The organism is Rhodothermus profundi (assembly GCF_900142415.1).
Taxonomy (GTDB): Bacteria; Bacteroidota; Rhodothermia; order Rhodothermales; family Rhodothermaceae; genus Rhodothermus; species Rhodothermus profundi.
This window is the reverse complement of sequence record NZ_FRAU01000004.1, coordinates 1-25,050: the sequence shown is the minus strand read 5'-3', so window position 1 is coordinate 25,050 and position 25,050 is coordinate 1. Positions and strand designations below refer to the sequence as shown.

Sequence of the window (25,050 nt, the reverse complement as noted above, 5' to 3'; positions counted from 1 at the left end):
GCGCGGTGCATCATAGCGCAGACAATCACGCAGAAGGCCCCGGACGGGGCCTTTTTTGTGCGTTTTCCTTACAAACAATCTCTCGATTCATGGCGTATTATTGCCCCTACTTCAAAAAGCGCAAGTGAGCATAGGCCATGGCCGGATACCCTTTTCGCGCCATAGAAAAGAAGTGGCAGCGCTACTGGGACGAGCACAAGACATTTCGGACGCCGGGACCGGGTGAACCTGGCTTTGATCCGAGCAAGCCTAAGTACTACGTGCTCGACATGTTTCCCTACCCCAGTGGGGCAGGATTGCACGTAGGGCATCCCGAAGGCTACACGGCCACCGATATCATGGCCCGCTACCGGCGCATGAAAGGCTACAACGTGCTTCACCCGATGGGATGGGATGCCTTCGGGTTGCCGGCCGAGCAGTACGCGATTGAAACCAATACGCATCCGCGCATAACGACCGAACGCAACATCGCGCGCTTTCGCGCCCAGCTTAAAAGCCTGGGTTTTTCGTACGATTGGGATCGCGAAATCAATACGACCGATCCTCGCTATTACAAGTGGACCCAGTGGATTTTTCTGCAGCTTTACAAAAAGGGGCTGGCCTACGAGGCAGAGGTACCGGTCAACTGGTGCCCGGCGCTTGGCACGGTGCTGGCCAATGAAGAGGTGATCGATGGCAGATCGGAGCGAGGGGGGCATCCTGTATATCGCCGGCCCATGCGCCAGTGGATGCTGCGCATCACCGCCTATGCAGATCGGCTCCTGGAAGATCTGAAGCTGCTCGACTGGCCCGAGAGCATTAAAGAAATGCAGCGCAACTGGATCGGGCGGTCGGAAGGAGCGGAGATTGAGTTTCCGGTGGTAGGGCTGGAGGCCCGCATTCGCGTCTTTACCACGCGGCCCGATACGCTCTTTGGGGCTACCTACATGGTGCTGGCCCCTGAGCATCCGCTGGTGGATCAGATAACAACGGAGGCGCATCGGGCCGAAGTGGAAGCTTACCGGCAGCAAGCGCAGCAGAAGTCGGATCTGGAACGCACAGAGCTGGCCCGCGAAAAAACTGGGGTGTTCACCGGAGGGTATGCCATCAATCCCGCCACAGGGCAGCGAATTCCGATCTGGATTGCCGATTACGTACTGGGGCATTATGGCACCGGCGCTATTATGGCCGTGCCTGGCCATGACCAGCGCGACTGGGAGTTCGCCCGCAAGTACAAGTTGCCTATCGTGGAGGTTGTGCAGGGGGGCAACCTGGAAGAAGGGGCATTTGAAGGTGATGGTCCCCACGTCAACTCCGCTAATGAGGAGGTATCGCTCAACGGACTTGACAATGAAGCAGCCAAGCGCGTCATCGTTGAATGGTTAGAACGTAAAGGGTGGGGGAAGCGCTCCGTGCAGTACCGGCTGCGCGACTGGCTCTTCAGCCGCCAACGCTACTGGGGTGAACCCTTCCCGATCGTGCACGAAGTAGATGAAGAAGGCCGTCGAACGGGTCGTACCTATCCCCTGGACGAGTCCGAGTTGCCCGTTGAACTGCCGGATCTGGAGGACTTCCGGCCACAGCCAGCACCAGATCCGGAAGCAGAACCCCAGCCGCCCCTGGCCCGCGCTGTCGACTGGGTGCGCGTCCAGGGCTGGGTAACGCCTGAAGGAACCGTGCGGCTCCTTAAGCCCGGGGTGGAGCCTCCGCCCGGTGTGGAAATCAAGCGGTTCCATCGAGAGACGAATACCATGCCCCAGTGGGCAGGCTCCTGCTGGTACTACCTGCGCTATATTGATCCGCACAACGACGAGCGCTTTGTGGATCCGGAAAAAGAACGCTACTGGATGCCCGTCGATCTTTATGTGGGCGGGGCCGAGCATGCCGTGTTGCATCTGCTCTATGCGCGTTTCTGGCACAAAGTGCTGTACGACCTGGGATTGGTTTCCACCCCCGAGCCCTTTATGAAGCTGGTCAATCAGGGGCTCATCCTGGGCGAGATGGAATACACGGCCTTCCGGGACGCCCAGGGGCGCTGGGTATCAGCCGAGCATGTGGAGGATGGCGTAGACGTACGCACCGGTGCGAAGCTGGAAGCTGTCCGGCTAAAAGAGGATGAAGTTGAAAAGCAGGGTGAATTTTTCGTGCTCAAGACGCATCCTGAAGTTCGCCTGGAGGCTCGGGCCTACAAGATGAGCAAGAGTCGGGGCAATGTGGTCAACCCCGACGAGGTGATTGAACGGTACGGCGCGGATTCCCTTCGACTCTATGAGATGTTCATGGGGCCGTTAGAACAGGTCAAACCGTGGAGTACGCGGGGGGTAGAAGGGGTTCACCGGTTCCTGAACCGGGTCTGGCGCCTGTATGTGAACGAGACGGATGGTTCGCTGCGCGTGGTTGAAGCCGAACCCACGCGCGAGCAGCTTCGCGCACTTCATCAGACCCTTCGCAAGGTGACTGACGATATTGAGGCGATGCGCTTCAACACGGCCATCGCGGCCATGATGGAATTTGTCAACGAAGCCAACCGCTGGGATACGTTTCCGCGCGCTGTGGCTGAACCCTTCGTGCTAATGCTCAGCCCGTTTGCTCCGCACATTGCAGAAGAGCTCTGGGAGCGGCTGGGCCATACGCAGTCGCTGGCCTATGAGCCATGGCCAGAAGTAAACGAGGCGTATCTGAAAGTGGAGGAGATAGAGATTGCCGTGCAGGTGAATGGCAAGGTGCGGGCAACGGTTCGAATTCCCGCGGAAGCTGATAAGGAGACCGCTCTGGCCATCGCTCGCCAGCATGCAAACGTTGCCCGCCACCTTGACGGAAAGACCATTCGGCGGGCCATCTACGTGCCGGGGCGTATTATCAACTTTGTTGTGGGCTAACCGGCCTGAGACGCCCATGGAAGAGCGACGAGTAGTGCTTATCGAGGACGCGGAGCCCGGTCGGCCGCTCGATGTGCTGGCACTGGCCGCTCATCCCGACGACGTAGAGCTGTGCGCAGGCGGCACTATGTGTTTGCTGGCCCGTCAGGGCTACCGGGTAGGTATTGTGGATTTCACGCGCGGTGAGTTGGGGTCGCGCGGCACGCCAGAAGGCCGGCTGAAGGAAGCTGCAGAGGCGGGGCGCATTATCGGCCTGTCCGTGCGCGAAAACTTAGGCCTGCCTGATGGACGTCTGGAAGATACCTGGATGCAGCGACTGGCCGTTGTACAGGTGATTCGACGCTACCGGCCCCACCTCGTGTTGCTCAACGCGCCGGAATGTCGCCATCCCGATCATGGGGCGGCGGCCCGGCTGGCTGCGTCTGCCTTATTTCTGGCAGGGCTGCGCCGCATCGAAACCTTTGAGCCCGACGGAACGCCTCAAGAACCCTGGCGCCCGCACCACGTGCTCCACTACATGCAAGCGGTGCCTTTTGAACCTACGTTTGTAGTAGACGTAACCGAGGTGTGGTCCCAACGCATCGAGGCGCTCCGCGCGTTTCGCTCCCAGTTTTATCATCCCGAATATGAACCTGCGGAAGACGAGCCAGAAACGTTCGTGTCCAATCCTGCTTTCTTCCAGTGGATTGAAGCGCGCGCCCGTACTTATGGCTACCAGGTCGGTGCTACGTACGGTGAGCCGTTCCTGTATCGACATGGTCCGGTAGGGGTCAAAGATTTGATGGCAGTGCTCCGCCATGAGAAACCATACCGGTGAGCAGGAAAAGGCGATAGTTTGCGTGAAATATCCATGATTCGGGAGACGAAGTCCTGCCTTAACGGTTTGCTCCGCGGTGGCTGGTAGCTTGATTGACACCAGTGTAACCGGCTGCCTATATTGATTTCGCCAGGTGACGTCTTGCAGATGGGTAACTGAAACCTGCTACACCGATGGCCGATACGAGCGATTTCCGAAATGGACTGGTGATCGTCTGGAAGGGCGATCTGTGGCAAATTGTAGAATTTTTGCATGTCAAACCCGGCAAGGGTGGAGCGTTTGTGCGCACGAAGCTGAAGAACGTGCGTACCGGTCAGGTGGTGGACAATACGTTCCGGGCAGGTGAGCGCGTTGAAACGGCTCGCATCGAACGGCGCCCGCACCAGTTCCTCTATGAGGATGAACTGGGCCTTCACTTCATGAATCTGGAAACCTACGAACAGATTACGGTCTCCCCTGAGTTGGTCCCGCGCCGGGAGTTTCTGAAAGAAGGGGCTGAGGCCGATGTGCTGGTGCACGCGGAAACAGAAACGCCCGTTACGGTCGAAGTCCCCAAGCATGTAGAACTGCGCGTGGCCGAGACCGATCCCGGTCTTCGAGGCGACACGGCTACCGGCGGATCCAAGCCGGCTAAGCTGGAAAGCGGTGCCGTCATTCAAGTGCCGCTCTTCATCAACGAAGGCGACGTTGTGCGCGTGAATACCGAAACCGGTGAGTACATCACGCGCGTGGCCACCGCCGAGACCGGATAACGCTTCCCCCCGAGAACTATCCCAGCCCTACCATGGATCTGGAACGCATTCGCGAGCTGCTGAAGATTGTTGCAGAAAGTGACGTGGCCGAGGTAGAGATTGAGGAAGAGGATTTCAAGCTGGTCGTTCGCAAAAGTACTCCCACGATTTTTATGCAGCCGGCGTCGATGCCGGCCTACGCCCTGCCCTACGGGGCACCGCAAATGATGCCGGCCCCAACGCCGGTGCCAGCCGCTCAGCCCGCGGCCGCACCGGCCGGTGCAGGATCCAGTCCGGGCGCAACGTCTGAGGTGCCGACGGCCGCAGCGGATCAACGCGCCGATGGAGCACCGGCCGCCGTGCAGGAAAAAGAAAAAACACATGTCGTGCGGGCGCCCATTGTGGGCACCTTCTACCGCGCGCCGGCTCCTGATGCGGATCCCTTTGTCGAAGTCGGGGATCGGGTAAAACCGGGAGATGTGCTTTGCATTATCGAGGCCATGAAGTTGATGAATGAGATCGAAAGCGAAGTAGCCGGCGTCGTTAAAGAGATCCTGGTCGAAAACGCACAGCCGGTTGAGTACGACCAGCCCCTCTTTGTCATTGCCCTCGACTGAGCCAGCCGTGATCCGCAAGGTTCTGATTGCCAACCGAGGAGAAATTGCGCTGCGGGTGATTCGCACCTGCCGCGAACTGGGTATCAAGACGGTCGTGGTCTATTCGACGGCCGACCGCGACTCGCTCCCCGTGCGCTTTGCAGATGAAGCGGTCTGCATTGGACCGCCGCCTTCTGCGGAAAGCTATCTGCGCATTGACCGCATCATTGCGGCGGCCGAAGTTACCGGCGCTGACGCCATTCATCCGGGCTATGGCTTTCTGTCTGAAAACGCCGATTTCAGTGCTATTTGCGCCGATAACGGCCTGAAGTTTATTGGCCCCTCGCCCGAAGCCATCCGGCTCATGGGCGACAAAAGCCTGGCCAAGGAAACCATGCGCAAGGCCGGAGTGCCGGTGGTGCCCGGATCGGACGGCGTCATTGAAGATGTCCGGGAAGGCCTCCGGGTCGCCGCTGAAATCGGCTATCCGGTTATGATCAAAGCAGCAGCCGGTGGGGGCGGGCGCGGCATGCGGGTGGTGTTGCGAGAAGAGGACTTTGAGCGTCAGTTTAATGCCGCCCGCACCGAGGCTGAAGCAGCGTTTGGTCGGCCTGATGTTTACCTGGAAAAGTTTATTGTTCAGCCACGTCACATCGAAATCCAGGTGCTGGGCGACGGTAAAGGGAACGTTATTCATCTCGGCGAGCGCGAGTGTTCGATTCAGCGGCGCCATCAAAAGCTATTGGAAGAGGCCCCCTCTCCCATCGTAGATGAAGAGCTGCGGCGGCGCATGGGAGAAGCCGCCGTGCGAGGTGCGCAGGCGGTTAACTATGAAGGGGCAGGCACCATTGAGTTTCTGGTGGATGCCGACCGCAATTTCTACTTCATGGAAATGAATACGCGCATTCAGGTCGAGCATCCCGTAACCGAAGAGGTGACAGGGTTTGATCTGATAGAGCAGCAACTGCGCATTGCGATGGGAGAGCCGCTGCCGCCTCAGGAGGCCGTCCGGATAGAAGGGCACGCCATTGAATGCCGAATTAACGCGGAGGACCCGTTCAGGAACTTCAGTCCGTCTCCGGGCAAGATCACGGTATTTCATCCCCCCGGTGGACCTGGCGTGCGCCTTGATACGCATGTGTATGCTGGTTATATGATTCCACCGCACTACGATTCGATGATTGCCAAGCTGATCGTGCGGGCTCCCTCGCGCCAGTTGGCTATTCGTCGCATGCAGCGCGCGCTGGATGAGTTCATTATTGAAGGCGTGCGCACAACGATCCCGTTCCACCGCCAGCTTCTGGAACACCCGGATTTTCAGGAAGGACGGTTCGATACCCGGTTTCTGGAATCGTTTCGCCTGGAGCCTGAACCGACAGCATCCTGATGAAGCACAGCCCCTAAAGCATAAAAGCCAAACCGGAAAGTACCATGGAATTCCCCGGCGACCTGCGCTACACGAAAGAGCATGAATGGCTGCGGCTCGACGCCAATGGTAAGGAAGCGACGGTTGGCATTACCGACTTCGCCCAACGAGAACTGGGCGATATTGTCTACGTGGAGCTGCAGCCCGTCGGGACAGAGCTAACAAAAGACGAAGTGTTCGGAACCGTGGAAGCGGTCAAGACTGTTTCCGAGCTGTACATGCCGGTCTCTGGTACAATCATCGCTGTTAACGAAGCGCTTCAAGATCGGCCAGAGCTGGTCAACCAGTCGCCTTATGGAGACGGCTGGATGATTCGCATCGCGCTGAAGGATCCTTCCGAAGTGGAGGCGCTGCTAACGGCCGACGACTACGCGGCCATGGTGGGGTAGCAGGAAGGTAGGCAGGCAACCATGCACGAAAAGATCGTTATCCTGGACTTTGGCTCTCAGTACACCCAGTTAATTGCCCGGCGCGTGCGGGAGGCAGGGGTCTTCTCGGAGATTTATCCGTGCACCCTGTCGCCGGCAGAAGTGGCTGCCCTGCGTCCAAAAGGGTTGATTCTCTCGGGAGGCCCCTGTTCGGTCTATGATCCGGGCGCTCCGCAACTGCCCCGTGAGATGCTGGCGCTGCGCCGAGATGATGGTTCGCCCCTGCCGGTTCTGGGCATTTGCTATGGATTGCAGGCTATGGCGCAAACGCTGGGAGGGGCGGTTGAACGAGCCGAGCGTCGAGAATTTGGCCGCGCGCATCTTCAGATAGACGACGATTCCGACCTGTTTGCCGGCGTGCCTTCTGGCACCACCGTCTGGATGAGTCATGGCGACCACCTGACGCGTCTGCCGGAAGGATTTGAAGTGATCGCCCATACTGAAAATGCTCCCATAGCCGCCGTACGAGCAGTCGATCGCCCCCTCTATGGCGTACAATTCCATCCGGAGGTGGTTCATACCGACTACGGTCGCCAGATTCTGCAAAACTTTGCCCTGAAAATCTGCGGCTGTAAGGGAGACTGGACGCCGGCTTCGTTTATTGAAGAGAAAATTGCGGAAGTGCGGGCGCGCGTGGGAAATGAGCATGTGATCCTGGGCCTCTCCGGCGGCGTTGATTCATCGGTAGCGGCTGTACTGCTGCACCGGGCGTTAGGCGGTCAACTTACGTGCATTTTTGTCGATAATGGCCTGCTGCGTAAGGGAGAGGCGGCCCAGGTGATCACGACCTTCCGGGATCATTTTCACATTCGCCTGAAAGCCATCGATGCCAGCCAGTTGTTTCTAACGCGCCTCAGAGATGTAGTTGACCCCGAACAAAAACGCAAAATTATCGGGGCCACTTTTATTGAGGTGTTCGAGCAGGCTACCGAAGAGCTGACCCGTGAACTCGGACGTCGACCGCGCTTTCTGGCGCAGGGTACGCTCTATCCGGACGTGATCGAAAGCGTCTCCTTCCGCGGACCTTCGGCCACTATTAAAACCCACCACAATGTCGGCGGCTTACCGGAAAAACTGCAATTTGAAATCATTGAGCCGTTCCGTGAGCTGTTCAAAGACGAGGTGCGGGCCATTGGCCGACTCCTTCAGGTTCCCGAGGTTATTCTGCACCGCCATCCGTTCCCGGGGCCAGGGCTGGCCGTTCGAGTAATTGGGCCTGTAACCAGAGAACGTCTGGATCTGCTGCGAGAAGCTGATGCCATCTTTATCGAAGAGCTGCAACGGCACGGCCTCTACGACCAGGTGTGGCAGGCTTTTGCAGTGCTACTGCCTGTGCAAACGGTGGGCGTCATGGGAGATGAACGCACCTACGAATATGTGTGTGCATTGCGGGCGGTTACAAGCGTTGATGGCATGACGGCCGACTGGGCCCGGCTTCCCCATGATTTTCTGGCGCACGTGTCCAACCGGATTGTCAATGAAGTGCGCGGAATCAACCGGGCGGTCTACGATATCAGCTCGAAACCTCCGGCAACCATCGAATGGGAATGAGCCGGCGCGCCCTACAGATGCTGCTGGTGGTGCTGGGCCTGTGGGCCTGCAAAGGACTGGCACAGCCCGTCTCCATACCCCGCATTGAGGCAGCAGAGACTGAGTTTGCTCAGGCATTACAGGCGTTTGAGCGGGGAGATTATGGACTGGCTTATCGACAGTTTCGACGCGTCATTGATGCCTACCCGCCCCATCGCCGGACGACGGCCGCCTGGATTATGGCCGCCAAGACGCTCTATCGCCTGGGCGAGTACGACCATGTGATTGCGTGGACTGAAACGTTTGCTGTTCGGTATCCGACCAGCCGGTACCAGCGCGAAGCACGTCGGTTGCGCCAACTGGCTGAGGCAGCGTTGCACCGACGGCAGCAGCAAGCCCGTATGATCACACTGGGCATTTTGCTGCCCATGGATCCAGACAACGCGCCGCTGACGCAGGCGCTGTTCGACGGTATTCGGCTGGCCGTTGAGGCGCGCAATGCCGATAGCCTGGCTGCACCGGTGCGTATGGTGTTTCGAGACGCCGGCACCACACCAGACCAGGTGCAGGAAGCCCTGCAGCAACTGATTAATGAACAACAGGCCGATCTGGTCATTGGCCCCCTTTACAGCGAGCAAGCGCGCGCAGCCGCGGAGGTAGCGGAGCAGCAGGGCATTGTACTGGTCGCTCCCCTGGCAACGGACGAAGCGGTTTCGGCCGGACGCTCCTTCGTATTTCAGGCCAATCCGACGCTGGCGGTGCGAGGGCAGCTCATGGCGCGCATGGCCGTCTACGGACTGCGCCTGGACAGTATCGGCATTGTGGCGCAGGCCGACGATCTAACCGCACAGCGCATGGCCGAGGCGTTCCAGATGGAAGTGCTTCGACTGAAGGCGGCTGTCCTGTTCTATAAGCGGCTTCCCAGTCCGCAGGCCTGGGCGCAGCTAACGCGCTACATTGGACGCGATACGCTGGCACAGGTGCAAGCGCTCTATCTGCCTCTCTCCGGCAGCAATGCCCCGATGCTGGCCCGGGCGGCGCTAAGCAGCCTGGACCGCGCCGGCCTGACGCCGCGCGTTCTGGGCAATGCGGTATGGCGCGACGTGCAGGCCGCGCTGCAGGCAAGCCGATACCGGGTAACGTTCAGTAACGATTTCTACGTCGATACCAGTCGAGCCGACGTAAAAGTCTTCATGCACCGCTATCACTCCCTGGGCCGTTCCGAAACACCGGATCGACTGGTCTATACAGGCTATGATGTGACCCGCTTTCTGCTGAAGCAACTGCCGGATCGGTCGGCGCTGAACAAATTGGCCGACCGCATTCGATCGGCTCCTCTGTATCAGGGGCTGAGCATACGGCTGCACTTCGACGGCGGCCAGGTCAACCGCGCGCTTTATGTGCACCGCTATCGCGACGGGCGTCTCGAACTGCTGCGATAACTCTGGAACAGGGCCCCAGACGCTTCGTACCAGTCGCGGCCTTCTAAAATAAGCAGATATGCGGCAGCGCACGCAACAGATTGTAGGTAGGGGACTGCTGGTTGTCGGGTTGCTGGTGGCCGGCTGTGCCGGCAGTGGACGACTGCAGCACAGCTCTCCTCAGGAGGCCTTTGAACGGGCCATGGCCTTCTATAATCAGGGTAAGTATGACCGGGCCATTGCCTACTTCAAAGCTGTATTTACCTACGGCAGTATGCACGAATGGGCAGCCGATGCCCAGTTCTACCTGGCGCGCGCCTACTACCACAACAAAGAGTATCTGCTGGCCGCCAGCGAGTATGAACGCTTCATCCAGATCTATCAAATCGATCCGCGGGTGCCGGAGGCCGAATACGAACGGGCCATGTGCTATTACAAGCTATCGCCTCCTTACGAGCTCGATCAGACCGATACGCGCAAAGCCATTGAGGCCTTTCAGCTTTTCATTGATCGCTACCCCAACCACGAACTGGTTGACGACGCAACCCAGAAGATTCGCGAACTGCGCGCGAAGCTAGCCCGAAAGCAGTATGAAGCGGGCCGGCTCTATGAGCGGCGCGAGCTGTACGAGGCTGCAGCCGTTACCTATGAAGCGGTTTTCGACACGTATCCCGACACGCCGTGGGCGGATGATGCGCTGCTCGGGGCCATGCGCGCTTACGCAGCCTACGCCCGGCAGAGCATCCGCGCGCGCCAACCTGAACGCTACCGGAAGGTAATCGAACTTTATGAACGAATGCTGCAGATCTTCCCGGATAGTCCGTTGCTCCGAACGGCAGAAGCACTTTACGCACAGGCGCGGCAGCAGCTAGAAAAGCTGGAAGCCAACACCTCACTTGCTCGCGGGCAGCTCCAGAACTGAAACATGGCACGCCGACGCGTTGGCCTTTTCGGTGGCTCCTTCAATCCGCCCCACCTGGCTCATTTAATCATCGCAGAACTGGTATGCGAACAGGCCCACCTGGACCAGGTCCTCTGGATCCCTTGCTACAGTCCACCGCACAAAGATGAACGAGAACTGGCCGCGCCGCATCATCGGTTGGCCATGGTCCGGTTGGCAATCGAAGGGAACCCATTCTTTGCGGTCTCTGACGTAGAGATTCGTCGAGGAGGGCGTTCGTACACCATTGATACAATCCGCGAGCTGCAAGCGCAACATCCCGACTGGGAGTTTCTGCTCATCCTAGGAGAGGATAGTCTGCGCACTTTCCACACGTGGCGGGCCCCGGAAGAAATTGTGCAGCGCGTGCCTCTCCTTGTCTATCGTCGGCCTGGCGTGTCTGCTTATCCTGTGGCCCCACGCTTTCTGGCGCGCACAACCTTTGTAGAGGCCCCGCTGTTGGAGATCTCGGCTACCGAGGTGCGGCAGCGCTGTCGCCAGGGGCGTTCGATCCGCTATCTCGTGCCGGAGGCTGTCCGGCAATACATTCTCGAAAACCATCTCTATGGCGCCCTGGTGCGCTAAAGACGTACGCCTGGATGCGCCAAAAGCGATACCGACCGAAGGGGGGCCGCTATTAATTGGGCGCGTGCGCGCGAATCGTTCAGAACTGAACGAAGGAGGGGTTCGGCATGGTCATCCCAGCGAGAACACGGACGTCGTATGCCGAACGCTTACTCCGGCTCCACTGAGCAGTTGCTGCGACGCGCTCTGGAACTTGGACTTATTGACTACTATGAACGACGGGGCGAAGATCGCTTTTACATTGAAATCGCTTCTCTCCAAATTGAGCTGACCGAGCAGCAGACGCGCCGATGGATTGAAGCGGCCCTGAATGCTTTTCTACGCATGCACAAAGGACAGAGAAAAAGTAGCCCTTCAAATGGACGGCGCAGCTCTGTGGAGTAGAGAGTGCTGAAAGGACTCTCAGAAGGTCAGGAGACTGTTGGAGAGGGCAGCCCGGAGAGCTTCGCAAATCGAACGCACCAGCGGTGGCTGTTTTGCATTGAGCAGGTTGTGCCCCTATTTTTCCTGAGACGAGCTGATCCATTACTGGAATACCAGGCGTAAGGGGTTAAGCCCTCCTACGTCTGAATAAGGACTAAAGCACAAAGCTCAATGAAAGGGGCGTTACGGATTGGCCGGGTAGCCGGCATTGACATCTATCTGCACTGGACCTTCGGGTTGCTCATCGCAGGCATTTTTGCCTTTCACCTGCTGCATGGTGTGGACGTGCAAGCGGCGCTTGGCGGTGTGCTGCTGGTGCTGGTGGTGTTCGGATGTGTGGTGCTGCATGAACTGGGGCACGCGCTTATGGCGCGGCGTTTTGGCGTCCCCACACGCGATATTACGCTTTATCCAATTGGCGGTGTAGCTCGCCTGCAGCGCATTCCTGAAGAGCCCATCCAGGAGTTCTGGATTGCTGTTGCCGGTCCGGCTGTCAATCTGTTTATTGCCACGGCTCTGGCATTGGTTCTCTGGGGCATTGGAGGCACCTTTGATCCGAATGCGCTGGTGCAGCCGCGGCTGCACTTTCTGACTTCGCTGATGTGGATTAATCTGTTGCTGGTCGGCTTTAACATGCTGCCCGCCTTCCCCATGGATGGGGGCCGCGTGCTTCGGGCCCTGTTGGCCTTGCGGATGAACTACGTGCGCGCCACCCAGATCGCGGCCAGCATTGGGCAGGGGATGGCGGTGCTGTTTGGCCTTTTTGGACTGATTAGTTTCAATCCGATTCTGCTGTTCATTGCGCTGTTTGTGTACGTGGGGGCGCAGCAGGAAGCGCAGCAGGCTATGTTCCGGTCCCTTACGCAGGGCATCCCCGTGCGGCAGGCCATGATGACACGCTTTCAGGTATTGCATCCGGACGACAGTCTGGGGCGGGCTGTTGAAGCCCTGCTGGCCGGTGCCGAGCACGACTTCCCCGTAGTTGCGAACGGTCAGGTGGTGGGTGTGCTGACGCGTAAGGCACTGCTGCACGCACTGGCGCGAGAAGGACAGGCGGGCAAGGTGCGGGATGCCATGCGTCCGAGTTGTCAGCCGATTGAAGATACGGTCATGCTTGAAGAGGCCTTTTTGCGCATGCAAGAGTCTGGGTGTGAAGCCCTGCCCGTGGTGCATAACGGGCAGCTCGTCGGGTTATTGACCCTGGAAAACGTGGGCGAGCTGATGATGATCGCTTCAGCGCTTCGGCAGGCCGAGGCGGCTCGAATGCACGTGCCGCAGCCCTGAATCTCAGGGAATGGAAGTAACCGAAAAGCTGCCGTTGACGCGGCTTCGTTTGAAGCCAGGGCGCGCTGCGTAGTAGCTTCCCGGATTCATAGATTACCAGGCAAAGCTGCGCCGGAAATGAACCTATGAGACGTCGAACCAAAATCGTCTGTACGCTTGGACCAGCTTCGTCGGATCGGGAAACCATTCGACAGCTCATTAAAGCGGGCATGGACGTAGCCCGCTTAAATTTCTCCCATGGTAGCCATGAGGATCATCGGCGTCGTATCGAGATCGTACGGGAGGAAGCGCGCCGGCTGGGGCGCGACGTGGCCATTTTGCAGGATTTACAGGGACCGAAAATCCGCATTGGCGAGGTAGCCGAAGGGGGTATTCTGATCCATGAAGGCCAGCAGCTCATTTTAACCGTGAATCCAGCACGCGCCGATGGCCGAACGCGCATTTTCATTAACTATCCAACGCTGGGGCAAGATGTAGAACCCGGCGGACGCATTCTGCTCGATGATGGGCTGCTGGAGCTGAAAATTGTGGATGTCGCCGGGGAAGATGTGATCACAGAGGTGGTGGTGGGAGGCCCGCTGCGCTCTCGCAAAGGCGTTAACCTGCCCCATCTGCGCAATTCTACGCCTTCCCTTACCGACAAGGATTTGCGTGATCTGGAGTTCGGGTTGCATATGGAAGTGGATCTGATCGCCCTTTCCTTTGTGCGCAGCGAAACAGACGTTGCGGACCTGATGCGCCGGGTGCGAGACTCCGGCAAAGAGGTACGGGTGATTGCTAAAATTGAGAAGCCGGAAGCAGTTGCCAAGATCGATCAGATTCTGGCGCAGGCGGATGGCATCATGGTGGCCCGAGGCGACTTGGGCATCGAAATGCCCATGGCCGAGGTGCCGGCCGTGCAAAAGCGGATCATTCGCAAGTGTCTGGCGGCGGCCAAACCCGTCATTACCGCCACCCAGATGCTTGAAAGCATGATCGAAAACCCACGGCCTACGCGCGCGGAAGCCAGCGACGTAGCCAATGCAGTGCTGGACGGCAGCGATGCTCTGATGCTTTCTGGAGAGACAGCCACCGGTAAGTATCCCGTACGGGTCGTGCAGGTCATGGACGAAATTATCCGAGAGGCTGAGCGCTTTCGCCGAGAGATTCATGAAAGCGGAGGGCATTGGCTGCGTCAGGCGCACGTGGGCGATGAAACCGAGGCAGTAACAGAAGCAATTGGATACACCGCCTGCCAACTTGCAGAGCAGGTAGGCGCGGTGGCCATTGCCTGTCTGACGGCCACCGGCAGTACAGCCCGTATGATTGCCCGGCATCGCCCACCGGTTCCGGTGTACGCCTTTACCGACAATCCCCGGGTTGTCCCTCAGCTCAGTTTGCTCTGGGGAACGCGGGCCTTTGCCATTCCCTTTCAACGAGATACGGACCGAGGCGTCCAGTTAGTTCACCAGGTGCTCAAGGAGCAGCATCTGGTCCAACCCGGCGATCTGGTAGTTATAACGGCCGGAATGCCTCTGCCCGCCAAAGGGCATACGAACATGGTGCATGTTAGCCGGATCGGGTGAGCTGTCGGGCCTGGCGAGCGCGCCAGCCGAGTAAAAAGCTGCTCCACACCAGATAGGGACCGAGAAATACATGAGGGAGCCGAGTAGCCTGACCCAGCAGCAGGAACAGAGCGGCAACGGCCAGTTGCACGCCTAATCCCAGCGTGGACAGGGCCGTCATAAAGGCCGGAGCAGGTAAGGGGGGCGTTGCGGTGCCGGTTAGCCAACGGTCCAGCCAGGCAACGAGCCGATCTTGCCATCCGTACAGACCCAGGTAGAGCTGTTGCAGCACGCGCGTTAAGCGGGGCGGATCCCAGGGATACGGATGCGCCTGGCGTTCGTCCAGAAGACTGGTGCGCTCGCCGGCGTGGTGATGGCGATACTGCACGTAGTAGAAGTTGTAAAGCGATCCCTGAAGCAATTGCGCAAGAAGACCGGCGGCTGCTAGGCCCCAGTCGCGCACGCGTCCCCCTCGCCGGCAGGCTACCGCCGCAAATAGCGCGGCATTCACAGCAAAATCCGAAATAGAATCGAGATACCGGCCCAGTCGAGAGGGGCGCTGCAGGCGGGCCAGCGCGCCGTCGAGTCCGTCGAGCAAATGCTTGCCCACTAATAGCGCGGCGGCCAGGCAATCGGTGCGGCGCCGTTTGCGGCGAATCAGCCAGGCTGCCAGGAGTCCGTTCAGCAGAAAAAGCCAGGTGATATGGACCGGACGTATTCGGGTGGGCGCCAGGCGACGCGCCACCCGATGCATTATGCCCAGCCCAAACGCACTGAGGTCCCGAAAAAGCGGGTCAGATAATTTAGTCGGCGTTGCCATTGGTGCCTGCAGGGTAGGTGGGCCGCTGAACGTTTCCTGAGCTGCGCACGTTCCGTAGCTGAACCATTGCCGCAGGCAGGCGTTCGCTTTCTGCTGCCGGCCAGATTTCAAGAGCGCGACCAGCCTGTACCCGCCATGCACCGCGCAGGGCAAAGCCCGGGCATACCTGCCCCGCACCTTTTGCTTGCCCTTCTGATGGGAGGAGGCCTTCTGGCTGGCTGCAGCTCCAGCTCATTTCTGGGACGGCAATTCGAGAACTTTCGGGCTTACTATAACACCTTTTACAATGCACAAAAAGCATTTAACGAAGGCGTTCGCAGCCTGAAGGCTCAGCAGGCCCAACCAGTTGATTTGACTACCTACTTGACCCTGTTTGGCCCTCCGCAGCGCACGGCGAACGCAGCCTCCTTTAACAAGGCGATTGAAAAAAGCGCTGAAGTTGTGCGGCGGCATCCTCAGTCGAAGTGGGCCGACGACGCGCTGATGTTGATTGGGAAGTCCTATTATTATCTGGGCAATTATGCAGGAGCTGCCCAGAAATTTCGCGAAGTAATCGCGCTGGGAGGGACGCAGGCGTTAGCAGCTCGTTTCTGGCTGGCTCGCGCGCTGGTAGCGGCCCGCTCCTATGACGAAGCGCACCGCGTATTGCAGGAAACGCTGGCCAGCGACCAGGTGCCTGATGATTGGCGGTCGCGTTTCTGGCTTTTGCAGGCGGACCTCTACGTGCAACAGGCGCGCTGGGAGTTGGCGCGTGAAGCGTTGGAGGCCGGGTTGCGTCGCGTGCCCGACCGCTCCCTGGGGGCGCGGGGATACTTTCTGCTTGGGCAGGTGTGCGAGACGCTTCAAGACTACGCGTGCGCCTATGCAGCCTTTGCGCGCGTGCAACGTTACCGGCCCGATTATGAGCTGGCGTATGCTGCTGCCTGGCAGGCCATTCGGATTCAGGGACTTTATCTTGATCCTGAGGCGGCGCTGGTGCAACTGCGCCGCATGGAGCGCGATGACAAGCACTTTGCTCGGCGCGCCGAGCTGGCCTATCTGCGCGCGCGCATTTATCAGGCGATGGGAGCGGTCCGAGAAGCCCGCGCTCTCTACTACCAACTGCTTTACGAAAGCGAGGCCAACCCGGGCCGGATCCGCGCGCGCGCCCACTATGCGCTGGGACAGCTTTACCGCGATGCCTTTCAGGATTACCTGTCGGCGGCCGCCCACTTCGATACAGCCGCTGCTGTGCTGCGGAGCCGTCAGGCCCGCGCAGGCACCGAAGCTCCGGCAACCCCGCTGGCGCTGATCGATGTGCAGGAGCAGGCCCGTGTGTTCAAGCAATTTGCTCAAATTCGCCAGGAAATTCAGCGGCTGGACTCATTGCTCTACCTGGGATCGCTGGACGACAAGGCATTTGCTGCCTTTGTCCTGGAGCTGCGGCGTCAGCGGGCGCGCGAGCTGCAAGCGCAGCGCCGACGCGCCGGGCAGCGAGCAGCAGAGCGACAATTTCTGCAAAATCGTTTGAGCCAGTCTGCGCGTGCGGGTGCAGCCGAAGCGGCCTTTGAAGGAGGCGAGGCCGGATTTCTGTTTCACCGCGATCCAGTCCGCGTTCAGGAAAACCGGGCGCGCTTCTTTGAACGCTGGGGACGGCGGCCTCTGGTTCCGAACTGGCGCCGACGGGCAGCCATTCAGGGGACTGCCGTAACCGCCCGCACGCAAACCGGAGCCCCGTTCGAAGGGTTGCCGGACAGAGACGACGAAGAAACGTTGCCACCCGTCGATGTCTCGGAGGTGCCGCGGGATTCCCTGCGGCAGGCCCAGATGCGGGCGGAACGGGCACGCCTGCGCTATGAGCTGGGCAACGTGCTGTTTCTGTCCATGCAGCAGCCCGACTCGGCTGCCTATTGGTACCGCCTGGTAATTCTGGAGGATGCCGACCAGCCGGTGGCGCCGAGGGCCTACTATGCGTTGGCTGAGGTGCAGCGTGCCCTGGGAGATACGCTGGCCGCGCAGGCCCTGCTTGAAGCGTTGCTGTCGCGCTATCCCGATACCCCCCTGGCCAGTCGAATCCGGGGATTGCTGGGAATGCCATCGCAGCCGCAACCAACCGCTTCGGATACCCTGGCCCGGGCGGAAGCCGCTTATGCCGCCGCCGTTAAAGCCTGGCAACAGGGAGCCTATCAGAAAGGACTTCAGCAACTGCTGGAGATCGCAGCCCGTTATCCCGAAACGCCCGTAGCTCCGCGCGCGTTGCTGGCCGTTGGCTATCTGTGGCGTGATATGCTGGATCGCGGTTTGCTGGCCGACAGTGCCCGCCTACCTCCCGTGATCATGCCAGAATCACTACGCCGGGCCCTGCTTTCACAAACGTCCGCTGAGATCGATACCAGCGGAGAGGCCAACGCGGTAGCGGCTCGCGCCGGGCAAGCAATGGGACCTGACACGTTGCGTGCAGAAAAATCTTTGCTTGATACGCTGCTAACGCTGGAGGTTCTTTATACCTATCTGGTCAATCGTTATCCTCAGGCGCCTGAAGCCCGGCGCGCTCGGCAGTTGCTGACGGCGCTGCAAGCCGCTGTCAGCGACACGGGAGATAAGGAAGCAACGAGAGGTGCGGCACGCGCCTTGCCCCAGCGTCGGCCAGATGGTCCGGGGCCGTTGCGCGAGCCAGAGCCGATGCGCGCGGTATGGACCATTCTCCTGCTAGAGACAGATAAGGAAGAGGAAATCGGACAGGTGTTGCCGCAATACCGCGCGCTTGCGCAGGGACGCGTGATTGATGTGCGACCTGTTCGCGTGGGAGAGCGGCTGCATTACCGATTAATTCTGGGACGTTACCGAAGTGAGGAAGAAACGCGGGCTGCCATTGAACAACTGCATCCCGTGTTGCAGGGCGGGGCGCGCCCTTTGCTGCTAGAGCCCACAGGCCAGGAAAACAGGAACTAAAGCAATTTCTTGACGGTTTGGCCTTTGAACCCAGCGGGGGGATTCCCCGTCTGAAAGGTATGATTCCGTAGACGATCGTGTAGCGGAAAACTATGTCGCAAAACGAGCGCGACAGCTTGGAGCTGGAGCGGAAAGAGATGCCGTCAGGGGGCCCGCGTTTGCCCGAACGACGGCCGCGTTTCTCTGTCTGGATTTACCTGGCCATTTTTATGGCCTTGCTGGTGCACTTTTTCTTGTTCTGGAGCAGCACCGATACGCGAACGATTGAATACAGCCAGTTTCTGGAATATGTAGAAAAGGGCTACGTAGAGCGGGTTGAGATTGTCAATGACACGCGGGTGCAGGGGCGCTTTACCGAGGCGGCGGTGCGGGAAGGGGTTGTGCCAGTGCCGATGCGCCGCACCGATTTGCTGCGGGGGCCGCAGACCCCTGAGCTATTGCGTCGTTTTACCACGACCAAGCCGGCCGATCATGACCTGACGAGCTTTCTTCTGGCGTACAACGACCGAGCGCGGGCTGAAGGGCGGCCGACGGTACAATTTACAGCGCGCATTGAAGAAAACTGGTTTGGGGGGCTGCTCACCTGGATTTTCCCGCTCCTTCTTATCATCGCGCTCTGGGTGTTTTTGCTGCGTCGCATGAGTCCCAGCTCTCAGGTGCTCAACATAGGGAAGAATCGCGCCATTCTGTACGATGCGATGGGGAATCAGCGGGTCACGTTTAAGGACGTGGCCGGGTTGGATGAGGCCAAGGAGGAGGTGGCTGAAATTGTAGAGTTTCTGAAAAACCCGAAGAAATTCACGCGGCTGGGTGGCAAGCTGCCGAAGGGCGTTTTGCTGGTAGGCCCGCCGGGGACAGGAAAGACCTTGCTGGCAAAAGCGGTAGCTGGCGAGGCGGGCGTTCCGTTCTTCTCGATTTCAGGTAGTGACTTTGTCGAGATGTTTGTGGGAGTAGGCGCTGCGCGCGTGCGTGACCTGTTCCGGCAGGCCAAAGAGAAAGCACCCTGTATCATTTTTATTGATGAGATTGACGCCATTGGACGCTCGCGGGGCCGCGGCATTATGATGGGCGCCAACGACGAGCGGGAAAACACATTGAACCAGTTGCTCGTCGAGATGGACGGCTTTAACACCGATAAGGGCGTCATCATCATGGCGGCCACGAACCGTCCGGACGTGCTGGATCCAGCGTTGCTACGGCCTGGCCGTTTTGACCGGCAGATTCTCATTGACAAGCCGGATCGCCGTGAGCGGTTAGAAATCTTCAAGGTGCATACACGCGACCTGATTCTGGCTGACGATGTGGATCTGGAGGTGCTGGCAGGGCAGACGCCTGGCTTTGCCGGCGCCGAAATTGCCAACGTCTGCAATGAGGCTGCTTTGCTGGCGGCCCGAAAGGGCAAGGAAGCCGTTGAGATGGAAGATTTCGAGCAGGCGATTGATCGCGTAATTGCCGGTCTGGAAAAGAAAAACAAAATCATTTCGCCGGAAGAGCGGGAGATTGTTGCCTATCATGAGGCTGGCCACGCGATTGTGGGATGGTTCCTGCGCTATACGGATCCAGTGGTTAAGGTCTCCATTGTGCCGCGTGGACTGGCTGCGCTGGGGTATGCGCAGTACCTGCCCGAAGAGCGCTATCTCTATACCAAGGAAGCGTTGCTTGATCAGATGACCATGGCGATTGGCGGGCGGGTGGCCGAAGAGCTGGTTTTTGGGCGCATCTCAACGGGCGCGCAGAACGATCTGGAGCGCATCACCCGCATGGCCTATGCCATGGTGGTGGATTATGGCATGAGCGAGCGCGTGGGGTACGTCAGCTTCAACCTATCTGGGCAGTACGGCGAGCAGCAGGCCTTCTTTGACAAGCCGTATTCGGAAGAGACGGCGCGGCTGATTGATGAAGAGGTGCGTCGGATCATTAACGACGTGCGAAAGCGAGCCCGGCAGATCCTGGAGGAGAAGCGAGATAAACTGGAGGCGCTGGCTCGCCGGCTGCTTGAGAAAGAAGTGCTGGGGCCCCGTGATTTAGTAGAAATTTTAGGACCTCGTCCTTATGGAGATTATCCCTCGCCCAATGGTAAAGAGTCGGCGGAGTTGAAAGATTTGCAAAAAGGCGACCCCACCTTGCCATCTGCCGTTGAAGGGTCCGCTCCGCCGGCAGAGCGGCCAGAACACCCCTCTGCGACATAAAGGGCGGGGAGATGTTCGGAGAGGGAATAGGAGGGTAATTGTATAATCGATCATCTGATATAGATCACTATACCAGTGTAGACCTCTTCAAAGGGGGAACATCGGTGTAAAAACAGCAAAGAATCGAGGGAATGAGGGGAATAGTTTGGGAGTAGGGATTGTAGTGTTTTAAATTAAAAGACTGTGATTGTTGTAAATGATTGTGAAAGTGCCCAACCAGACGAGATAGAGAAGCCGTGCCTACGATTCAGCAGTTGATTCGGTTTGGGCGGAAGCCCAAAGTGAAAAAGAGCAAGTCGGTGGCGCTGCATGGTTGTCCGCAGCGCCGTGGGGTGTGCACGCGCGTGTATACCACGACGCCGAAGAAGCCAAATTCGGCGTTGCGTAAGGTGGCCAAGGTGCGTCTGACAAATGGAGAGGAGGTGATTGCATACATTCCGGGCGAGGGACATAACCTGCAGGAGCACTCCATTGTGCTGGTGCGTGGTGGCCGCGTGAAGGACCTGCCCGGAGTGAAGTATCATATTGTGCGCGGGGCGTTGGACGCAGCGGGTGTGGCGGACCGGCGCAAGTCGCGCTCCAAGTACGGTACCAAGCGACCGAAACAGTAACGGAAGCGTTGCCACGGGGCACCGCAGTGTGAAGCTGTTGGCTGACAACCATGCGTAGAAAACGAGCAGAAAGACGACCCGTAGCGCCTGATCCGGTTTACAACGACGAACTGGTGGCGCGCTTTATCAACTACGTGATGCGCGATGGGAAGAAGAGCATCGCGCAAAAAATTGTGTACGAGGCCTTCCGGATTATTGAGGAGCGCACGGGCGAGCCAGGGATTGATGTGTTCAAGCGGGCGGTAAACAATGCCGCGCCGCTGTTGGAGGTGCGTAGCCGCCGCGTGGGCGGTGCTACCTACCAGGTTCCTATGGAAGTGCGGCCGGAGCGCCGCATGTCGCTTGCCTTTCGCTGGATTATCCAGAGTGCCCGTGCGCGGAAGGACAAAAGCATGGCCATCCGGCTGGCCAACGAGCTAATGGCGGCCGCGCAGGGTGAAGGGGGTGCCATCAAAAAGAAAGATGACATGCATCGCATGGCGGAGGCGAACCGGGCATTTGCCCACTTCCGCTTCTAATGGAGATGTGGTGTGGGGTTGAGCTAAACGAATAGGCGTACAATGGAAGTCAAGTATCACGACATACCGCTAGAGCGGATCCGCAACATCGGCATCATGGCCCACATTGATGCCGGTAAGACGACGACCACGGAGCGGATCCTGTTTTACACAGGCCGGGTGCACCGGATGGGCGAGGTGCACGAAGGAGCGGCCACGATGGACTGGATGGAGCAGGAAAAGGAGCGGGGGATTACGATTACCGCAGCAGCGACCACCTGCTTCTGGTCCGGTTCTAAGAAAGACCGTCCGGTGCATCGGATCAACATTATTGACACGCCGGGTCACGTAGACTTCACCGTAGAGGTAGAGCGTTCGCTGCGCGTGCTTGACGGGGCGGTGGCTCTTTTCTGCGCAGTGGGGGGCGTAGAGCCACAGTCCGAAACGGTGTGGCGTCAGGCCAACAAATACCGGGTGCCCCGCATTGCCTTTATTAATAAAATGGACCGCACCGGGGCCAATTTTGAGGGGACCATTGAACAAATGAAGCAGCGTCTGAAGGCTCATCCGGTCCCCGTACAGATCCCGATTGGCACCGGAGAGATGTTTCGGGGGGTCATCGACCTGGTGCTTAACAAAGCCATTATCTGGCACGACGAAACGCAGGGGGCTACCTGGGATGAAATTGACATTCCAGATGATCTGAAAAAAGAGGCGCGCCACTGGCGCATTCTGATGCTTGAATCCATTGCCGAGCATAACGATGAGCTCCTCATGAAATATCTGGAAGGGGAGCCCATCACGCCTGAAGAAATTCGGGCGACAATCCGTAAGGCAACGCTGAGTCTCGACATTACGCCGGTCTTCTGCGGCAGTGCGTTTAAGAACAAGGGCATTCAGCGCTTGCTGGACGGAATTCTCGACTATCTTCCGTCTCCGGTCGATATTCCGGCGATTAAAGGCCATCATCCGGACACGCACGAAGAGCTGGAGCGTCATCCAAGTCCAGATGAGCCGTTTAGTGCGCTGGCCTTCAAGATCATGACTGATCCCTATGTCGGGAAGCTGACCTTCTTCCGGGTCTACAGTGGGCGGTTGAAGAAGGGCCAGCAGGTGCTCAATACGACGACCGGCAAGAAGGAGCGCATTGGCCGTCTGCTCTTTATGCATGCCAATCATCGGGAGGATGTGGACGAGGTGATGGCGGGTGATATTGCGGCGGCCGTGGGGCTCAAAGAGGTGCGCACAGGCGACACGCTCTGCGATCCGGCACATCCTATTCAGCTCGAAAAAATGGACTTTCCGGAGCCGGTGATCCGGATTGCTATTGAGCCGAAGACAAAAGCGGACAGCGACAAGCTGGCCACCGGGTTGCAAAAGCTGGCCGAAGAGGACCCCACGTTTCAGGTGTCCATTGATCCGGAGACCGGTCAGACGATCATTGCCGGGATGGGGGAGCTGCACCTGGAGATCATCGTGGACCGGCTGCGCCGTGAGTTTAAGGTGGAGGCGAACGTAGGGCGGCCGCAGGTGGCCTACCGCGAAGCCATTCGGGCAACGGTTGATGAGCACTACGTGCACAAGAAGCAGACCGGTGGTCGCGGTCAATTTGCAGAAGTGTACATTGAATTCGGCCCGAATGAGTCGGGTACAGGCCTGGAGTTTATCAACGATATCCACGGCGGCGTTATTCCACGCGAGTTTATCCCGGCGGTAGAGAAAGGGATCCGGGATGCCATGAACCGCGGGCCGCTGGCGGGCTATCCGGTTGAAGGCGTTCGGGCGCGGCTCTACGATGGAAAGACACACCCGGTTGACTCCGATTCCATTTCCTTTGAAATTGCGGGACGCATGGCCTTCCGCAATGCGGCGCGCCGGGCAAATCCGGTGCTTATGGAGCCCATTATGCGCGTAGAAGTGATCACCCCGGAGGAATATCTGGGCGATGTGATCGGTGACCTGAACAGCCGGCGCGGTCGCATTCTGAGCATGGAGCAGCGACAGGAGGCCCAGGTGGTGCGGGCGCTGGTTCCGCTGGCTGAAATGTTTGGGTACTCGACCGACCTGCGCTCGCTAACGCAGGGCCGCGCTATTTATACGATGCAGTTTGAAACCTATGAGGAGGTGCCCAAGAGCATTGCCGATGAGATTATCGCAACGGCAACGGGTGCCACGACTGCCTGAATGATTGGAAACGAACCATCACGCAAGACCCTATAGAGCCATGGCGAAGGAGGTATTTCAGCGGACGAAGCCGCATGTGAACATAGGGACGATAGGTCATGTGGATCATGGGAAGACGACGTTGACGGCGGCCATTACGCAGGTGTTGTCGAAGCGGGTGTCGGATCCGGTGAATCAGCCGCGGACGTTTGATTCGATAGACAATGCGCCGGAGGAGCGGGAGCGAGGGATTACGATAGCGACGGCGCATGTGGAGTATGCGACGGAGAAGCGGCACTATGCGCATGTGGATTGTCCGGGTCATGCGGATTATGTGAAGAACATGATTACGGGAGCGGCCCAGATGGACGGGGCGATTTTGGTGGTGGCGGCGACGGATGGTCCGATGCCTCAGACGCGGGAGCACATTTTGTTGGCGCGTCAGGTTGGGGTTCCGTACATTGTGGTGTTTTTGAACAAGGTGGATTTGGTGGATGATGAGGAGTTGTTGGAGTTGGTGGAGATGGAGGTACGGGAGTTGTTGAGTCAGTATGAGTTTCCTGGGGATGAGGTGCCGGTGATTCGGGGGAGTGCGTTGTTGGCGTTGCAGGGGGAGCCGGAGTGGGAGGATCGGATTATGGAGTTGATGGAGGCGGTGGATGAGTACATTCCGACGCCGGTACGGGAGAAGGACAAGCCGTTTTTGATGCCGATAGAGGATGTGTTTTCGATTACGGGTCGTGGGACGGTGGTGACGGGTCGGATTGAGCGGGGTGTGGTGAAGGTGGGGGATTCGGTGGAGATTATTGGGTTGCGGGAGGACAAGTTGACGTCGGTGGTGACGGGGGTGGAGATGTTTCGGAAGCAGTTGGATCAGGGGGAGGCGGGTGACAATGTGGGGTTGTTGTTGCGGGGTATTGGGAAGGATGATGTGGAGCGAGGGATGGTGGTGTGTGCGCCGGGTAGTGTGACGCCGCATCGGGAGTTTGAGTGTGAGGTGTACGTGTTGTCGAAGGAGGAGGGGGGTCGTCACACGCCGTTTTTCAACGGGTATCGGCCGCAGTTTTATTTTCGGACGACGGATGTGACGGGGGATATTAGTTTGCCGGAGGGGGTGGAGATGGTGATGCCGGGGGACAATGCGCGGTTTCGGGTGAAGTTGATTTATCCGGTGGCGATGGAGGAGGGGTTGCGTTTTGCGATTCGCGAGGGGGGGCGGACGGTCGGTGCCGGCGTCGTCACGAAAATCCTCGACT

General features: G+C 58.7%; 20 protein-coding genes. 19 read left to right on the top strand and 1 reads right to left on the bottom strand.

Features of this window, described 5'->3' with window-relative positions:
- Nucleotides 1-137 precede the first annotated feature (137 nt).
- The 13 genes from leuS (at nucleotide 138) to pyk (ending at nucleotide 14,604) form a co-directional block, all read left to right on the top strand.
- Nucleotides 138-2,858, top strand: a complete 2,721-nt coding sequence (gene leuS, locus BUA15_RS06635; RefSeq protein WP_072715211.1) for a leucine--tRNA ligase — start codon at nucleotides 138-140, stop codon at nucleotides 2,856-2,858.
- 16 nt (nucleotides 2,859-2,874) lie between these two features.
- A complete protein-coding gene (gene bshB1, locus BUA15_RS06630; RefSeq protein WP_072715210.1) occupies nucleotides 2,875-3,675 on the top strand; it encodes a bacillithiol biosynthesis deacetylase BshB1 in 801 nt (266 codons plus the stop codon).
- Nucleotides 3,676-3,848: 173 nt separating this feature from the next.
- The gene (gene efp / locus BUA15_RS06625) at nucleotides 3,849-4,427 is read left to right on the top strand and encodes an elongation factor P (protein ID WP_072715209.1); all 579 of its coding nucleotides are present in this window, start codon (nucleotides 3,849-3,851) and stop codon (nucleotides 4,425-4,427) included.
- Nucleotides 4,428-4,459: 32 nt separating this feature from the next.
- Nucleotides 4,460-5,023 (top strand): acetyl-CoA carboxylase biotin carboxyl carrier protein, encoded by a 564-nt coding sequence (gene accB, locus BUA15_RS06620; RefSeq protein WP_072715208.1) that lies wholly within the window; start codon nucleotides 4,460-4,462, stop codon nucleotides 5,021-5,023.
- Nucleotides 5,024-5,030: 7 nt separating this feature from the next.
- Nucleotides 5,031-6,389 (top strand): acetyl-CoA carboxylase biotin carboxylase subunit, encoded by a 1,359-nt coding sequence (accC, locus tag BUA15_RS06615; RefSeq protein WP_072715207.1) that lies wholly within the window; start codon nucleotides 5,031-5,033, stop codon nucleotides 6,387-6,389.
- A gap of 44 nt (nucleotides 6,390-6,433) precedes the next feature.
- A complete protein-coding gene (gcvH, locus tag BUA15_RS06610; protein ID WP_072715206.1) occupies nucleotides 6,434-6,817 on the top strand; it encodes a glycine cleavage system protein GcvH in 384 nt (127 codons plus the stop codon).
- A 21-nt stretch (nucleotides 6,818-6,838) separates the two neighbouring features.
- A complete protein-coding gene (gene guaA / locus BUA15_RS06605) occupies nucleotides 6,839-8,407 on the top strand; it encodes a glutamine-hydrolyzing GMP synthase (protein ID WP_072715205.1) in 1,569 nt (522 codons plus the stop codon).
- Entirely contained in the window at nucleotides 8,404-9,828 is a 1,425-nt protein-coding gene (locus BUA15_RS06600) for an ABC transporter substrate-binding protein (protein ID WP_072715204.1), read from the top strand. The genes guaA and BUA15_RS06600 overlap by 4 nt, the downstream gene beginning before the upstream one ends.
- Nucleotides 9,829-9,886: 58 nt before the next feature.
- On the top strand, nucleotides 9,887-10,729 hold the full coding sequence (locus tag BUA15_RS06595) for an outer membrane protein assembly factor BamD (protein ID WP_072715203.1): 843 nt from the start codon (nucleotides 9,887-9,889) through the stop codon (nucleotides 10,727-10,729).
- A gap of 3 nt (nucleotides 10,730-10,732) precedes the next feature.
- The gene (gene nadD, locus BUA15_RS06590) at nucleotides 10,733-11,332 is read left to right on the top strand and encodes a nicotinate (nicotinamide) nucleotide adenylyltransferase (protein ID WP_072715202.1); all 600 of its coding nucleotides are present in this window, start codon (nucleotides 10,733-10,735) and stop codon (nucleotides 11,330-11,332) included.
- A gap of 138 nt (nucleotides 11,333-11,470) precedes the next feature.
- Complete coding sequence (locus BUA15_RS06585) at nucleotides 11,471-11,716, top strand: hypothetical protein (RefSeq protein WP_072715201.1); 246 nt, start codon at nucleotides 11,471-11,473, stop codon at nucleotides 11,714-11,716.
- A gap of 210 nt (nucleotides 11,717-11,926) precedes the next feature.
- Nucleotides 11,927-13,039, top strand: a complete 1,113-nt coding sequence (locus BUA15_RS06580; protein ID WP_072715200.1) for a site-2 protease family protein — start codon at nucleotides 11,927-11,929, stop codon at nucleotides 13,037-13,039.
- A 125-nt stretch (nucleotides 13,040-13,164) separates the two neighbouring features.
- A complete protein-coding gene (pyk, locus tag BUA15_RS06575) occupies nucleotides 13,165-14,604 on the top strand; it encodes a pyruvate kinase (RefSeq protein WP_072715199.1) in 1,440 nt (479 codons plus the stop codon).
- Here pyk and BUA15_RS06570 read toward each other — a convergent pair.
- A complete protein-coding gene (locus BUA15_RS06570; protein WP_072715198.1) occupies nucleotides 14,588-15,403 on the bottom strand; it encodes a CDP-alcohol phosphatidyltransferase family protein in 816 nt (271 codons plus the stop codon). The genes pyk and BUA15_RS06570 overlap by 17 nt on opposite strands.
- Before the next feature lie 135 nt (nucleotides 15,404-15,538).
- On the opposite strand from BUA15_RS06570, the gene porW reads away from it, so the two are divergent.
- The 6 genes from porW to tuf form a co-directional block, all read left to right on the top strand.
- On the top strand, nucleotides 15,539-18,334 hold the full coding sequence (gene porW / locus BUA15_RS06565; RefSeq protein WP_072715459.1) for a type IX secretion system periplasmic lipoprotein PorW/SprE: 2,796 nt from the start codon (nucleotides 15,539-15,541) through the stop codon (nucleotides 18,332-18,334).
- 92 nt (nucleotides 18,335-18,426) lie between these two features.
- Nucleotides 18,427-20,523, top strand: a complete 2,097-nt coding sequence (ftsH, locus tag BUA15_RS06560) for an ATP-dependent zinc metalloprotease FtsH (RefSeq protein WP_072715197.1) — start codon at nucleotides 18,427-18,429, stop codon at nucleotides 20,521-20,523.
- A gap of 236 nt (nucleotides 20,524-20,759) precedes the next feature.
- Nucleotides 20,760-21,134, top strand: a complete 375-nt coding sequence (rpsL, locus tag BUA15_RS06555; protein ID WP_072715196.1) for a 30S ribosomal protein S12 — start codon at nucleotides 20,760-20,762, stop codon at nucleotides 21,132-21,134.
- A gap of 50 nt (nucleotides 21,135-21,184) precedes the next feature.
- Complete coding sequence (gene rpsG / locus BUA15_RS06550; RefSeq protein WP_072715195.1) at nucleotides 21,185-21,652, top strand: 30S ribosomal protein S7; 468 nt, start codon at nucleotides 21,185-21,187, stop codon at nucleotides 21,650-21,652.
- A 42-nt stretch (nucleotides 21,653-21,694) separates the two neighbouring features.
- Entirely contained in the window at nucleotides 21,695-23,815 is a 2,121-nt protein-coding gene (gene fusA / locus BUA15_RS06545; RefSeq protein ID WP_072715194.1) for an elongation factor G, read from the top strand.
- Between the two features lie 40 nt (nucleotides 23,816-23,855).
- A partial coding sequence (tuf, locus tag BUA15_RS06540) for an elongation factor Tu (RefSeq protein ID WP_072715193.1) occupies nucleotides 23,856-25,050 on the top strand: 1,195 nt, incomplete at its 3' end.